The following is a 12,987-nucleotide window of genomic DNA, read 5'->3' as shown; positions in this document are numbered from 1 at the left end:
CACGGCGACTCCGCAGCGAAATCGGCGAGCGTGGCGCACCAGGCACCGGGGGAGACGCAAGAGCCGAGGCATTGTTGCGGCGCACAAGAACTCCTATTTCAGCTTCGATCCACCGGGGTGAGTGAGATGAGTGAGGCCAGCCATCATGTCGTCGTCGTCGGCGCGGGTTTCGGCGGTCTGGAATTCACCCGAGCACTTGGTGGCACGCCGGTGCGCATAACCATGATCGACAAGCGTAACCACCACCTCTTCCAGCCGCTGCTTTACCAGGTTGCGACCACGGCGCTGGCAACGTCCGAGATTGCCTGGCCGATCCGGCACCTTTTGCGAAAGCGCAAGGATGTGACCACGCTGCTCGCCAATGTCGTCGGCGTCGACCGCCCCGGCAAACGCGTGCTGCTCGACGACGGCAGTGCGGTCGCCTACGACACGCTGGTGCTGGCCACCGGTGCCCGCCACGCCTATTTCGGCCATGACGAATGGGAGCCTTTCGCGCCGGGCCTGAAGACGCTGGAGGATGCAACCACGATCAGGCGGCGCATCCTGCTGGCCTTCGAGCAGGCCGAGCGGGAGACCGATCCCATCAAGCGCCAGGCGCTGCTGACCATCGCAATCGTCGGCGGTGGGCCGACCGGCGTGGAACTGGCCGGCACCATCATCGAGTTGGCGCACGACACGCTGCGTGGCGAATTCCGCAACATCGATACACGCCAGGCACGGGTTGTCTTGATCGAGGCAGGTGATCGCGTCCTTGCCAATTTCGCGCCAAAGCTCTCCGACTATGCCGAAAAGGCGCTCGAACGGCTGGGCGTGACGATCGAACTCGGCCGGGCCGTGACACGGTGCGACGCGGAGGGCGTGGTCTTTGGCGACAGGCAACTGGCCGCGAGAACCATCCTGTGGGCCGCGGGTGTCGCCGCATCGCCGGCCGCCGAGTGGCTTGGCGCTGAAGCCGACCGGGCGGGGAGGGTGCTCGTCGAGCCCGATCTCACGGTGCCCGGCAGCCCGGAAATTTTCGTCATCGGCGATGCCGCGCATGTGTTGCGACCGGATGGGCGGCCTGTCCCCGGCGTTGCGCCGGCCGCCAAGCAACAGGGCCAGCATGTCGCTGCCACGCTGAAGGCGCGCCTGGCCGGCGACGCGACCCCGCGTCCTTTCCGCTACAGGCATGATGGCGATCTCGCCACCATCGGCAAGCGTGCGGCGGTGATCGATTTGGGCTGGTTCAAGCTGACCGGCTGGGCGGCCTGGTGGCTGTGGGGAGTAGCCCACATTTATTTCCTGATCGGCTTTCGAAACCGGCTGGCGGTGTCGCTAAGCTGGCTATGGATCTACGCGACCGGCCAGCGCAGTGCCCGACTGATCACCCAGGGTGACGAGGACAAGGGCTGAATTCCGCAGTCGGACGATTCGCGCACTCGAGCCGTCGGGCAAGGTCGTCGAATGAGACATCCGTCTCGAACCGGTTCGGTTCGACCACGCCCCCTTTCCGAGCCGTCAGCAGCTACGTCACCTACGCCTTGTAGACTACCTGGCGAACGTCGATGTAGCTGGCACGAAAGCCGGCTTCGCAATAGTGGAGATAGAATTCCCAGAGCTTCTTGAAGCGATCGTCGAAGCCGAGCGGGACGATCTTCTCCCACGATCCCCAGAATCGTTCGCGCCATTCGGCGAGCGTGCGTGCATAGTCCTGCGGAAACACGCGCTCGCGCAATTGGGCGAGGCCATGATCCGTGCCCAGCGCCTTGAGGATGGATGGCGTCGGCAGCATGCCGCCGGGAAACACATAGCGCTGGATGAAATCGGGCCTGGCGCGATAGGTTTCATAGGAGTCTTCGTTGATGGTAATTATCTGCAGGCCGGCGGTGCCGCCGGGCTTCAGGCAGGACTTCATCTTGCCGAAGAAGACGGGCCAGTACTTTTCACCAACGGCCTCGAACATCTCGATGGAAGCAATGCGATCGTAGGTGCCTGTCTCGTCGCGATAATCCTGCAATTTGATGTCGACCTTCTCGCCAAGTCCGGCCTTTTGTATCCGGGCCTGGGCATAGTCGTGCTGCTCACGGCTGATCGTCAGGCCCGTCACGTGGCAGCCGATCTCGCGCGCCGCGAATTCGGCGAAACCGCCCCAGCCGCAGCCGATCTCGAGGACGCGATCACGTTGTCCGATCCCTGTATCCTTGGCCAGCGCCCGGTATTTCGCGGCCTGTGCGCTTTCCAGGTCGTTGGCGCCGTTGGCGTAGAGCGCCGACGAATAGGTCATGCTCGGGTCGAGCCATTCCTTGTAGAAGGAGTTGCCGAGGTCGTAATGGGCGGAGATATTGCGCCGCGAGCCGGTGCGCGTGTTCTCGTTGAACCAATGGCGAATGCGCTGGACCGTGTTGATGAGCCAGCTTGCACCTCCTGCGATACGCTCGCCGGTCGCAGAATTGACCACGAACAATTCGAGGAAGCTGGTGACGTCAGGGCTCTCCCAATCGCCGTCCATGTAGGATTCGGCAACGCCGATCGTGCCGCCGGAAAAAGCGCGGCCGGGCAGGCGCCAGTTCTTGAGAACAAGTTCCGCGTCCGGACCGGGGCCCTTGCCCCCCACGAGAACGGCACGGCCGTCCGGCATCCTGACCTTGAGCGAGCCGCGCGGCAGGTTCATCGCCGCGGATAGCACCATGCGCGCCTTGGCCGGCAGGCCCTTGACGATCTCGGCGAAATTGAACTCGTCAAGCCTCACCGCCTCGCTCAACGAAATGCCAAGATGTTCCTTTTGCGCCATCTCATGCCCCTGGATTTCCGTGGTGCCGGCCCCAATTGCCCGGCCACGGTTCTCTTGGATCATTCGCCAGGTTCGAACGCCGTCGCCTGATCCCGGTAGCTGACCGGTTCGGCGGCGGGCGGGCTCGAACGAAAGCGCGCGCCCTTCAACCAGAGCTTCAGCGCTTCCCAGTGAATCCCGGCCACAATCTTCCACGTCATGAGGGGGAACTTCAAGAGGCAGCCTGCAAGCTGGGCTGTACCAAGTTTTCTGCTCTCGCCGACAAAGGTCGCCGACAGCAACGGTTCGCCCTTTTCCGTTTCATGGATACGCAGGCGCACCACCTTGCCCGGCGGCAATATGTGGAAGTTGTAGCGCGCGCCCATGTCGATGAATGGCGATACATGGAAGATCTTGGTTCGCGCCTGGCGCACGCCGGCCTCACTGAGATCCCCCACCTCGACCGGGGCGACGTAGGTGTGCCGCTCACCGAATGTGTTGCGGACGGCATAGATCATGGCGATCAGCCTGTCCGCCCTGTCGTAGCAGAAATAGACCGAGATCGGATTGAAGACGTAGCCCAGTATGCGCGGATAGGCGAGCAGCAGGACGCGCGCGGCCGGTACGGTCAATCCCGCGCCGGCGAGCAACCGGTCGGCAAAGGCCCGCAGCGTTTCGCCGCCACGCTCGACATGGTCGCTTTCGTGGAATGAGGACAGGCCCCGGCGGTTGACCCCCAGCAAGAAGGTCGCGCGGCCCAGTTCGGCCAGTCGATCGATGTCGACCAGCAAGGAAAAGACCGAGTAGGTGAAGCGGTGGCCGAACGGCTTTAGCCGCGCATGCATGACCTCGCCAGGGTAGAGCACGCCCGCCGCTCTTGGCGGCGGTCCGTTTACTGCCATGGTCGAGACGCGCTTCCTGGTCATCGGGTCTGCACTATTCCGCCGCCATGGCGCGCTCGGGAAATTCGCTGGGGACGGCATGCCATGGCACCTTAGCACCGAGTGCCACAGCCGCCGCAAGCCCGGAACGCAGTCCATCTTCATGAAAGCCATGGCCAGTCCAGGCACCCGCGAAATAGGTACCGCGCACGCCCTGGATGTCATCGAGCCGAGCCTGCGCGGACAAGGCGCGGGCGTCGTATTGCGGATGGTCGAAAGTCCATTCGCCGAACACCAGATCCTTGCGTGGCTCTACTACGGGATTGAGCGAAACGAAGAGCGGCTTGGCCGCATCGATGCCCTGCAGCTTGTTCATCCAGTAGGTGACCGAGACTTCGGGCTCGTCCCGGTCGCAGGACGAGCGCAGATAGTTCCACGCCGCCCACGCGGCCCGGCGCTTGGGCATCAGCCTGGTGTCACGGTGCAGGACGACGCGATTGGGCCGGTACGGAATCGAGGAAAGAACCGTCTCCTCGACGTTGGACGCATCGCCCAACATGGCGAGCGCCTGATCGCTGTGAGCCGCGATGATCACGGCGTCGAATCGGTCGGAGGGCTGGTCTCCCGCCCAAACGGTGACGCCGTACGCATCGCGGACGATGGTCCTGACCGGGCTAGAGAGCCGCACGCGGGAACCGAGCGGGGCCAGCAATTTGCGCAGGTAATTGCGCGAGCCACCGCTGACGGTGCGCCATGTCGGGCGCTCGCCGTGGATGAGGCGGTGGTTCTCGAAGAACGAGATGAAGCTCGTGGCCGGATAGTCGAGCATCCTGGCCCTTGGGGTCGACCAGATCGCGGCTGCCATCGGCATCAGGTAATTGTCGCGGAATGCCGCCGAATAGCCCTTCTTCTCGAGATAGTCGCCGATGGTCGTATGGCCGAGCGAGCCGCTGTCGCGATCGACAACGCATTCCTTGTTGAAGCGCAGGATCTCGCGCAGCATCCACAGAAATCCGGGCGAGAAGAAATTGCGCTTCTGCGCGAATATCGTGCGCAGCGTCGAGCCGCACCATTCGAGCTTGCCGCCGTCAAGCGACAGCGAAAAACCCATGTCGCTCTCGTGGGTGGCGACGCCGAGATGCGAGAACAGCGCGCAAAGGTTAGGATAGGCGAGTTGATTGTAGACGATGAAACCGGTGTCGACCGAGATCGGCGTGCCGTCATAGTCAATATCCACCGTCGCGGTGTGCCCGCCCGCGCGATCGGATGCCTCGAACACCGTCACATCGGCCGTGGGGTGAAGCGCCCACGCCGCCGCAGCTCCCGAAACTCCCGACCCGATCACAGCTATTTTCTTCCTGCCGCCATCTCCGCCACGGTTGATAGGCACGATATTCATCTGGTCCCCTTGCATCGACTCGTCCGCTCTGGGCGGCACCTGCACGCCAAGGCGTGGTCAATGAAAGGTACGGGCCAATCGCCGCCGAGTTTCACGACGGCGGTGTCTTTCGCTTGTCTGCGACGATCCGAGCCAAAGTCGCCAATACGCCTATGGCGGCGGGCCAGATGATGCGATAGCTTTAGGCATGCGTTACGTAATCATTATCAGCGCGCTTGCGTTTTTCCTGATCTGGGATGGCCTCTACAATCAGGGCCGGTACCTTGACACTACGGTCAGGCAAGTGAGCCATGCGGTGCGATACGTCACCGCCAAGTTCTAGCCTCGACAAGAACGACCTGCCGCCGCGACATCCTGCCGGTTGACGCACCCCTCATGCCGACACAAAAGACCCCGGCAATCAGATCGAGGAGGCGGGGTTGATCCGGCATATCGTTTTCTTCAGCGCGCGGCGCAAAGAGGATGTGGAGGCGGTGCGCACCGGCCTGCTGGCGCTGGGAGAAATTCCTCATTCCAGTCTTTTCGAGGTGACCCTCAACACCAAGGTTGATCCGCTGTCGGACGAGGTCGATGTCGTTGTCTACGCCGAATTCGCCGATCACGCGGCTTTGGCCGCCTACAAGGCGCACCCGCTCTACGCGCAGACAACCAGCAAGGTCAAACCCTTGCGCGAAATGCGTTATTCCGCCGACGTCGTGGCAAGGACCTGACCGAGGCCGCGCTCAAGCAAGCGCGTTTCTCGGCGCCCACGAAATAGCCTGGCAGCACATGGAGGTCGCCGGGCAGGTTGCGGGCCCTTCGCCAAGCCTTCACCTCGTCCAATGCGACAGATCCGGCAATGGTCCACGAGCCTGAGCATGCTGTTGCCCGTCATCGTCAATCAGTTTCAGCCGTGGGGCAGGGCAACCAGAGTCGGTCGGTGTCGAATCGCACACCGCGTGACCATGGTTCACACCGGAATTCGGAGCATCCCCCACGCGGGGGATATCCTAACGTCAATTCTTGATGCGGCAGAAGAGACGGGGGAGTATTTCGCTTGAATGTTGCGACGCCATCTGGGGGCGACGATCACGATCAAGCCTTGAACCGCGGCGCGGAATGATGCACATCGCGCCGGCATGATCCGAACAGCCTCATCCAGCACTCATCCGCTCGATCATCTGGTGCTGCCGACGCAGAGCGTCGAGGGCGCGCGACGGCGGCTTGGTTCCCTTGGCTTCGTTGTCGCGCCCACCGGCATTCATCCGTTCGGGACAGAAAATTGCTGCGTCTTCCTCGCCGACGGCACGTATCTCGAACCCCTCGCGGTCGGCAATCAACAGGCCGCCATGCAGGCTATTGCCGACGGCAATGTCTTTGTCGCGCGTGACCGTCTCTATCGCGACGTCCTTGGCGACGAGGGGTTTTCCGCGGTCGTCCTGGGCACCGCCGATGCGGATGCCGACCATGCCCGTTTTGTCGATGCCGGCCTGTCAGCCGGAGATAAGCTGAGCTTTTCGCGCGCCTTCACGGATACGGCCGGAAAGAGTGAGATTGCCTCCTTCAAGCTCGCCTTCGCATCTGGCCGCGAGGCGACGGACGCTTTCCTGTTCGCCTGCGAGCGGGTCAATGCGCCGAAGGTGGACCGTGCGGCTTTGCAAGCTCATGCCAACGGCGCCACCGGGATTGTCGAGATCGTGGCGGTCAGCGACCGGCCTGTCGACCAGCATCGATTGATTTCGGTGGCAATAAACGCTCCCGTCCCCGAAGAGCAGGGCGGCGCGTTTCACTTGCCGAACGCGGTCCTTAGCGTCCTCGATCCGGCGTCCTTCACCTCGCGCTTTGTCCTGCCGTCCGGCCCGCCGACGGACCTTCGCTTTGCCGCCGTCGTCTTTTCGGTCGACCGCATCGATGCCACATCGAGGCTGCTTGCGAGCAACGCCATCCAGCACGATATATCGGGCAAGGATATCGTCGTGCCGCCTGCGCCGGGGCAGGGCGTGGCTTTCATCTTCCGGGAGATTCCATGACCAACCCCCAAGCGGCCAATTCCATGGGGCCCAACTCGTCGGTTACCGTCGGCACTGTCGTCTTCGACAACAGCGCGCCGCTGTCGCTGATCGCCGGCCCATGCCAGTTCGAATCGCGCCAGCATGCATTCGACATGGCCGGCGCACTGAAGGAATTGACCAGCAAGCTCGGCATCGGCCTCGTCTACAAGACCAGCTATGACAAGGCCAATCGCACCTCGCTGTCAGCGACGCGGGGTGCCGGGATGGACGCGGCGCTTCCCGTCTTCGACGAACTTCGGAAGGAATTTTCGCTTCCCGTTCTGACCGATGTGCACACCGAGGAGCAATGTGCGATCGTCGCACCGCATGTCGATGTGCTGCAGATACCAGCCTTCCTGTCGCGCCAGACCGACATGCTGGTCGCCGCCGCGAAAACCGGCAAGGTCATCAACGTGAAGAAGGGGCAGTTCCTCGCTCCCTGGGACATGAAGAACGTTGTCGCCAAGATTACCGGTTCCGGCAACGCCAATGTGCTCACCACCGAGCGTGGCGCGTCCTTCGGCTACAACACGCTGGTCTCGGACATGCGTGCCTTGCCGATCATGGCCGAGATCGGAGCGCCGGTCATCTTCGATGCCACGCATTCGGTTCAGCAGCCGGGCGGGCAGGGCGGCTCATCAGGTGGCGAGCGTCGCTTTGTCGAGACGCTGGCCCGCGCGGCCGTCGCTGTCGGCGTCGCCGGCGTCTTCATCGAGACCCACCAGGACCCTGACCATTCGACATCTTCCGACGGCCCGAACATGCTGCCGCTGAAGGACATGCCGGCCCTGCTGGAAAAGCTGATGGCATTCGATCGTATCGCGAAGGGTCGCTGAAGCAAGCGCTTGCTGCCGGCGTTTGTAAGCGCGGATGATGCTCGGGCGGGAGGTTCTGTTTGTCGGGTTTGCCGGCTCAGGCCTTAACAAATGAGGGAACTTTCGTTCCGGCTGCTCATTGTCAAAGTATCATTTAATGACATGAGGAGCAGATCATGACGACCCAGACAGGCCATACTGAAGCCATCGCCGCTTCGCGAGTCATCGGCACCTCGGTTTACAACACCGAAGGCACGAGCATCGGCAGCATCGAGGACATCATGCTGGACAAGACGTCGAATGGGATCATGTTCGCGGTGATCGGGTTCGGCGGCTTTCTTGGCATCGGTGAGAAATATCACGCGGTTCCCTGGGCGAGCCTCGATTATGACAAGGACAAGGGCGGCTATGTCGTGCCGTTCTCCAAGGATGAGTTGCAGGCGGCCCCTGCCTACTCGATCAACGAACTGGCGGGAGCCGACGGCCAAACCGCGCGCGACGCGTCCTATGAATATTTCAAGGTCACGCCGTATTGGCACTGAGCTTCGGACGTTGAAATCAAAGGGGGCGCCATCACTGGCGCCCCCTTTGATTCAATATGCCGCCTGGCCGCTGATCTGCAGCGGCGCCATGGCCTTGGGTGGAGACTGCTGATTGTCGCATGAGGTCAGGAACGCAGCCGCGATCAGCAAAAGACTGACAATACCGCTTAACTCAGACATGGCGAAACTCCTCTCGTTTCGCCCCGCGCGGAGACACCCATAGCTTAAATCAAATGCCCGCGGACATGACTTATGATGACAGGAATTCGCGCTTCGTGAATCGCGTGCGTCTCAAGATTCGCCGCTCGGCCGATTGCCTTTTGCGTTGCTTTGGCTAAGACGGGCGCCAACGCTTCATCGATCAATCGGGGACATAGCAATGACCGCCATCATCGACATTGTCGGGCGTGAAATCCTGGACAGCCGTGGAAATCCGACCGTCGAGGTCGATGTGATTCTCGAAGACGGCTCTATGGGCCGCGCCGCCGTGCCGTCCGGCGCGTCGACAGGCGCTCACGAAGCGGTTGAACTGCGCGACGGCGGCGCCCGCTATCTCGGCAAAGGCGTGCTGAGAGCCGTCGAAGCGGTCAATGGCGAACTGTTCGAGGCGATCGGCGGCATGGAAGCCGAGAACCAGATCCATATCGACCAGACCATGATCGAACTCGATGGTACGCCCAACAAGAGCCGGCTTGGCGCCAACGCCATTCTCGGCGTTTCGCTGGCGGTGGCCAAGGCGGCCGCAGAAGCTGCCGGCCTGCCGCTCTACCGGTATGTCGGCGGCACCAAGGCGCATATCCTGCCCGTGCCGATGATGAACATCATCAATGGCGGCGCGCATGCCGACAATCCGATCGACTTCCAGGAGTTCATGATCTTGCCGATCGGCGCGCCGACGCTGCGCGAAGGCGTCCGCTGGGGTTCGGAGATCTTCCACACGCTCAGGAAGAAGCTGAAGGACGCCGGCCACAACACCAATGTCGGCGACGAGGGCGGCTTCGCGCCGAACTTGAAGAGCGCGCCGGTGGCGCTTGATTTCGTCATGGAATCGATCGAGCAGGCCGGCTTCAAGCCGGGCGAGGAGGTCGCGCTCGGCCTGGATTGCGCGGCGACGGAATTCTTCAAGGATGGCAATTACGTCTATGAGGGCGAGAAGAAGACTCGCGACCCGAAGACCCAGGCCAAATATCTCGCCAAGCTGGCCGCCGACTATCCGATCATCTCGATCGAGGACGGCCTCGCGGAGGATGACTGGGAAGGCTGGAAGTTCCTGACGGACCTCATCGGCAGGAAGACGCAGCTGGTCGGCGACGATCTGTTCGTCACCAACACCGCGCGGCTGCGCGACGGCATCCGCATGGGCGTCGCCAATTCGATCCTGGTCAAGGTCAATCAGATCGGCTCGCTGACCGAAACGCTCGACGCCGTCGAGACCGCGCACAAAGCTGGTTACACCGCCGTCATGTCGCACCGCTCGGGCGAAACCGAGGATTCGACCATCGCCGATCTCGCCGTCGCCACCAATTGCGGACAGATCAAGACCGGCTCGCTGTCGCGCTCGGACCGAATGGCCAAGTACAACCAGCTCATCCGTATCGAGGAAGAGCTGGGCAAGCAGGCGCTTTACGCCGGCAAGTCGGTGCTGAAGGGTTGAACCGAGCCAAACGGTTCGATGAATGTCGAAACAAAGGGCGGGTCATTCCCGCCCTTTTTCATTTCGTTGCCGCCGGGCCGGCGCTGCGTAACCGTCCGTTAAGCACAATCGGGCCAAAAAGATCGGGAGCCGCCTTGAGTCCGCGGCCGCGAGGGAACGGGCGATGTGGACGCGTCAGCACAAGCAGAGAAACACCGGCCGGCTGATCATACCCTCGCTTTGCGTGGCCTTCCTGGCCTATTTCGGCTTCCACGCCTACCATGGCGAGTTCGGCATCAATTCGAAATATCAGCTGGAAGCCCAGACGGTCGCCTTGCAGGGGCAACTCGACGCGATCAAGGCGCGCCGGATGGAGCTCGAACGCCGCGTTCGCCTCATGCACGAAGGCACGCTGGAGAAGGACATGCTCGACGAGCAGGCGCGCCGGGCGCTCAACCTGTCCCAGGCCGACGAAATCACCATCATGCTGCCGGCTCCAGCAAAATAACCGTTATCTGGTTAATCGCCAATATTTTCAATGATTTTAAACGGTTAGTCGCATGCCAGCTATGCAAATTCGGCATGGCGCAACGCTGTTACGCGTGTTAGCCTCCCGGAAATCGATGGGGAGGCGCTGATCTCCCCGGAGCGGATTTGATCTTGCTCCAATGTCCGCGAAGAGACGCAACAGGGAGTTATGCATGGCCACCGCCGCCAGAAAAGCGCCTGCGAAATCCAAATCCGATGGAAAATCAGGGCTTTCGACACCAAAGCCCGTCGACTTCACCAAGGACGAAGAGCTTGCCGCCTATCGGCACATGCTGCTCATCCGTCGTTTCGAGGAGAAGGCCGGCCAGCTCTACGGCATGGGCTTCATCGGCGGCTTCTGCCATCTCTATATAGGACAGGAGGCTGTCGTCACCGGCATGAAGATGGCGCTGATCGACGGCGACCAGATGATTACCGCCTATCGCGACCATGGCCACATGCTGGCGATGGAGCTTTCGCCGCGCGGCGTCATGGCCGAATTGACCGGCCGCCGCGGGGGGCTGTCCCGGGGCAAGGGCGGCTCCATGCACATGTTCTCCAAGGAAAAGCACTTTTATGGCGGCCACGGCATTGTCGGCGCTCAGGTGTCGCTGGGCACGGGTCTCGCCTTCGCCAACCGCTATCGTGACAACAACAATGTTTCGCTGACCTATTTCGGCGATGGCGCGGCCAACCAGGGCCAGGTCTATGAAAGCTTCAACATGGCCTCGCTGTGGAAGCTGCCGGTGATCTACATCATCGAGAACAACCGCTACGCGATGGGCACCTCGGTCTCCCGCTCTTCGGCCGAGACGGATTTTTCGCATCGCGGCGCCTCCTTCAAGATTCCCGGCATCCAGGTCGACGGCATGGACGTGCGGGCCGTCAAGGCGGCCGGCGACATGGCTACCGAATGGTGCCGTTCCGGCAATGGCCCGCTGATCCTCGAGATGCAGACCTATCGCTACCGCGGCCACTCGATGTCCGATCCGGCGAAGTACCGCTCAAAGGAAGAAGTGCAGAAGATGCGCTCGGAGCATGACCCGATCGAGCAGGTCAAGGCACGGCTGATCGAGAAGAAGTGGGCGACCGAGGACGAATTGAAGGCCATCGACAAGGAGGTTCGCGACGTCGTTGCCGATGCCGCCGAATTTGCCCAGAACGACGCGGAGCCGGATCCGTCTGAGCTCTGGACCGATATCGTATTGTAACGGGAGGGCAAGGACATGCCGATCGAAATTCTCATGCCCGCCCTTTCGCCGACCATGGAAGAGGGCAATCTTTCCAAGTGGTTGAAGAACGAGGGCGACAAGGTTGTCGCCGGCGACGTCATCGCCGAGATCGAAACCGACAAGGCGACGATGGAAGTCGAAGCCGTCGATGAGGGCACGCTGGGCAAGATCCTGGTCGCTGCCGGCACCGAAGGGGTCAAGGTCAACACGCCGATCGCGGTCCTGTTGCAGGAGGGCGAGAGCGCCTCCGATATCGGCAAGGCCGCTGCTCCCGCAAAGGCGGAAGCACCGCCGAAGGCAGACGCTCCCGTGGCCGAGGAAAAAGCTCCGGTGGAAAAAGCCCCGGCGGATGAAAAGCAGGCTGAAAAGCCTGCCCCTACACCCGTGGCAGCCGCGCCAAAAACCGAGATCGCCGCCGATCCGGACATTCCTGCTGGCACCGAGATGGTCTCGACCACGGTTCGCGAAGCGTTGCGCGACGCGATGGCCGAGGAAATGCGCCGTGACGGAGACGTCTTCGTGATGGGCGAGGAGGTCGCCGAATACCAGGGCGCCTACAAGATTACGCAAGGATTGCTGCAGGAGTTCGGGCCGCGTCGCGTCGTCGACACGCCGATCACCGAACACGGCTTTGCCGGCGTGGGAGTCGGCGCGGCGATGGCCGGCCTGAAGCCGATCGTCGAGTTCATGACCTTCAACTTCGCCATGCAGGCGATCGACCAGATCATCAACTCGGCCGCCAAGACCCTCTACATGTCCGGCGGCCAGATGGGCGCGCCGATCGTGTTTCGCGGCCCGAACGGGGCTGCCGCCCGCGTCGCCGCCCAGCATTCGCAGTGCTACGCCGCATGGTACAGCCATATTCCCGGGCTGAAGGTGGTGATGCCCTATAGCGCCGCCGACGCCAAGGGCTTGCTCAAGGCCGCGATCCGCGATCCCAACCCCATCATCTTCCTCGAGAACGAGATCCTCTACGGCCAGTCGTTCGACGTGCCGAAGCTGGACGATTTCGTGCTGCCGATCGGGAAGGCGCGCATCCACAAATCTGGCAAGGACGTCACGATCGTTTCCTTCGGGATCGGCATGACCTATGCGGTGAAGGCCGAAGCCGAGCTGCGCGGCCTGGGCATCGATGCCGAGATCATCGACCTGCGCACGATCCGGCCGCTCGATTTCGA

The 12,987-nt window shown here is 62.1% G+C and carries 14 protein-coding genes; 10 read left to right on the top strand and 4 right to left on the bottom strand.

What is annotated here, in order from left to right; genetic code table 11:
• The first annotated feature begins 126 nt into the window (after nucleotides 1-126).
• Nucleotides 127-1,392 carry an NAD(P)/FAD-dependent oxidoreductase gene (locus WC739_RS05380; RefSeq protein ID WP_372951985.1) on the top strand — a complete coding sequence of 422 codons (1,266 nt, stop codon included), beginning with the start codon at nucleotides 127-129 and terminating at the stop codon, nucleotides 1,390-1,392.
• Between the two features lie 121 nt (nucleotides 1,393-1,513).
• Here WC739_RS05380 and WC739_RS05375 read toward each other — a convergent pair whose 3' ends face one another.
• From WC739_RS05375 to WC739_RS05365, 3 genes are read right to left on the bottom strand one after another with little or no spacing between them, the layout of a single operon-like run.
• The gene (locus WC739_RS05375) at nucleotides 1,514-2,770 is read right to left on the bottom strand and encodes a class I SAM-dependent methyltransferase (RefSeq protein WP_372951984.1); all 1,257 of its coding nucleotides are present in this window, start codon (nucleotides 2,768-2,770) and stop codon (nucleotides 1,514-1,516) included.
• Nucleotides 2,771-2,829: 59 nt separating this feature from the next.
• Nucleotides 2,830-3,675, bottom strand: a complete 846-nt coding sequence (locus WC739_RS05370) for a DUF1365 domain-containing protein (protein ID WP_372951983.1) — start codon at nucleotides 3,673-3,675, stop codon at nucleotides 2,830-2,832.
• A gap of 10 nt (nucleotides 3,676-3,685) precedes the next feature.
• Nucleotides 3,686-5,029, bottom strand: a complete 1,344-nt coding sequence (locus WC739_RS05365) for an NAD(P)/FAD-dependent oxidoreductase (protein ID WP_372951982.1) — start codon at nucleotides 5,027-5,029, stop codon at nucleotides 3,686-3,688.
• 187 nt (nucleotides 5,030-5,216) lie between these two features.
• Between WC739_RS05365 and WC739_RS05360 the strand changes: the two genes are divergently transcribed.
• The 5 genes from WC739_RS05360 (at nucleotide 5,217) to WC739_RS05340 (ending at nucleotide 8,416) form a co-directional block, all read left to right on the top strand.
• The gene (locus WC739_RS05360; protein WP_372951981.1) at nucleotides 5,217-5,351 is read left to right on the top strand and encodes a hypothetical protein; all 135 of its coding nucleotides are present in this window, start codon (nucleotides 5,217-5,219) and stop codon (nucleotides 5,349-5,351) included.
• Nucleotides 5,352-5,448: 97 nt separating this feature from the next.
• Nucleotides 5,449-5,739 (top strand): Dabb family protein, encoded by a 291-nt coding sequence (locus WC739_RS05355; RefSeq protein WP_372951980.1) that lies wholly within the window; start codon nucleotides 5,449-5,451, stop codon nucleotides 5,737-5,739.
• A gap of 408 nt (nucleotides 5,740-6,147) precedes the next feature.
• Nucleotides 6,148-7,038 (top strand): VOC family protein, encoded by an 891-nt coding sequence (locus WC739_RS05350; protein WP_372951979.1) that lies wholly within the window; start codon nucleotides 6,148-6,150, stop codon nucleotides 7,036-7,038.
• Nucleotides 7,035-7,895, top strand: a complete 861-nt coding sequence (kdsA, locus tag WC739_RS05345) for a 3-deoxy-8-phosphooctulonate synthase (RefSeq protein WP_372951978.1) — start codon at nucleotides 7,035-7,037, stop codon at nucleotides 7,893-7,895. The genes WC739_RS05350 and kdsA overlap by 4 nt, the downstream gene beginning before the upstream one ends.
• A 155-nt stretch (nucleotides 7,896-8,050) precedes the next feature.
• Nucleotides 8,051-8,416, top strand: coding sequence for a PRC-barrel domain-containing protein (locus WC739_RS05340; RefSeq protein ID WP_372951977.1), 366 nt, complete (start codon nucleotides 8,051-8,053; stop codon nucleotides 8,414-8,416).
• A 51-nt stretch (nucleotides 8,417-8,467) separates the two neighbouring features.
• Here WC739_RS05340 and WC739_RS05335 read toward each other — a convergent pair whose 3' ends face one another.
• Nucleotides 8,468-8,596 (bottom strand): hypothetical protein, encoded by a 129-nt coding sequence (locus tag WC739_RS05335; RefSeq protein ID WP_372951976.1) that lies wholly within the window; start codon nucleotides 8,594-8,596, stop codon nucleotides 8,468-8,470.
• 199 nt (nucleotides 8,597-8,795) lie between these two features.
• Between WC739_RS05335 and eno the strand changes: the two genes are divergently transcribed.
• From eno to WC739_RS05315, 4 genes are all read left to right on the top strand, one after another.
• Nucleotides 8,796-10,070, top strand: a complete 1,275-nt coding sequence (gene eno, locus WC739_RS05330) for a phosphopyruvate hydratase (protein ID WP_372951975.1) — start codon at nucleotides 8,796-8,798, stop codon at nucleotides 10,068-10,070.
• 163 nt (nucleotides 10,071-10,233) lie between these two features.
• On the top strand, nucleotides 10,234-10,557 hold the full coding sequence (locus WC739_RS05325) for a septum formation initiator family protein (protein ID WP_372951974.1): 324 nt from the start codon (nucleotides 10,234-10,236) through the stop codon (nucleotides 10,555-10,557).
• Between the two features lie 193 nt (nucleotides 10,558-10,750).
• Nucleotides 10,751-11,788 (top strand): pyruvate dehydrogenase (acetyl-transferring) E1 component subunit alpha, encoded by a 1,038-nt coding sequence (gene pdhA / locus WC739_RS05320; protein WP_372951973.1) that lies wholly within the window; start codon nucleotides 10,751-10,753, stop codon nucleotides 11,786-11,788.
• Nucleotides 11,789-11,803: 15 nt separating this feature from the next.
• Nucleotides 11,804-12,987 (top strand): pyruvate dehydrogenase complex E1 component subunit beta (locus tag WC739_RS05315; protein ID WP_372951972.1); only part of this gene is annotated, 1,184 nt, incomplete at its 3' end.

It is taken from the genome of Mesorhizobium sp. (genome assembly GCF_041661565.1).
Taxonomy (GTDB): Bacteria; Pseudomonadota; Alphaproteobacteria; order Rhizobiales; family Rhizobiaceae; genus Mesorhizobium.
Note: the sequence above shows the minus strand (reverse complement) of the source record. Positions and strands in the feature narration are given on the sequence as shown.

Bases quoted from the DNA above. Each gene is read 5' to 3' on its own strand.
- pdhA (WP_372951973.1), top strand. From the start codon at position 10,751: ATGGCCACCGCCGCCAGAAAAGCGCCTGCGAAATCCAAATCCGATGGA.
- WC739_RS05335 (WP_372951976.1), bottom strand. From the start codon at position 8,596: ATGTCTGAGTTAAGCGGTATTGTCAGTCTTTTGCTGATCGCGGCTGCG.
- WC739_RS05365 (WP_372951982.1), bottom strand. From the start codon at position 5,029: ATGAATATCGTGCCTATCAACCGTGGCGGAGATGGCGGCAGGAAGAAA.
- eno (WP_372951975.1), top strand. From the start codon at position 8,796: ATGACCGCCATCATCGACATTGTCGGGCGTGAAATCCTGGACAGCCGT.
- WC739_RS05360 (WP_372951981.1), top strand. From the start codon at position 5,217: ATGCGTTACGTAATCATTATCAGCGCGCTTGCGTTTTTCCTGATCTGG.
- WC739_RS05370 (WP_372951983.1), bottom strand. From the start codon at position 3,675: ATGACCAGGAAGCGCGTCTCGACCATGGCAGTAAACGGACCGCCGCCA.
- WC739_RS05340 (WP_372951977.1), top strand. From the start codon at position 8,051: ATGACGACCCAGACAGGCCATACTGAAGCCATCGCCGCTTCGCGAGTC.
- WC739_RS05350 (WP_372951979.1), top strand. From the start codon at position 6,148: ATGATCCGAACAGCCTCATCCAGCACTCATCCGCTCGATCATCTGGTG.
- kdsA (WP_372951978.1), top strand. From the start codon at position 7,035: ATGACCAACCCCCAAGCGGCCAATTCCATGGGGCCCAACTCGTCGGTT.
- WC739_RS05325 (WP_372951974.1), top strand. From the start codon at position 10,234: ATGTGGACGCGTCAGCACAAGCAGAGAAACACCGGCCGGCTGATCATA.
- WC739_RS05380 (WP_372951985.1), top strand. From the start codon at position 127: ATGAGTGAGGCCAGCCATCATGTCGTCGTCGTCGGCGCGGGTTTCGGC.
- WC739_RS05375 (WP_372951984.1), bottom strand. From the start codon at position 2,770: ATGGCGCAAAAGGAACATCTTGGCATTTCGTTGAGCGAGGCGGTGAGG.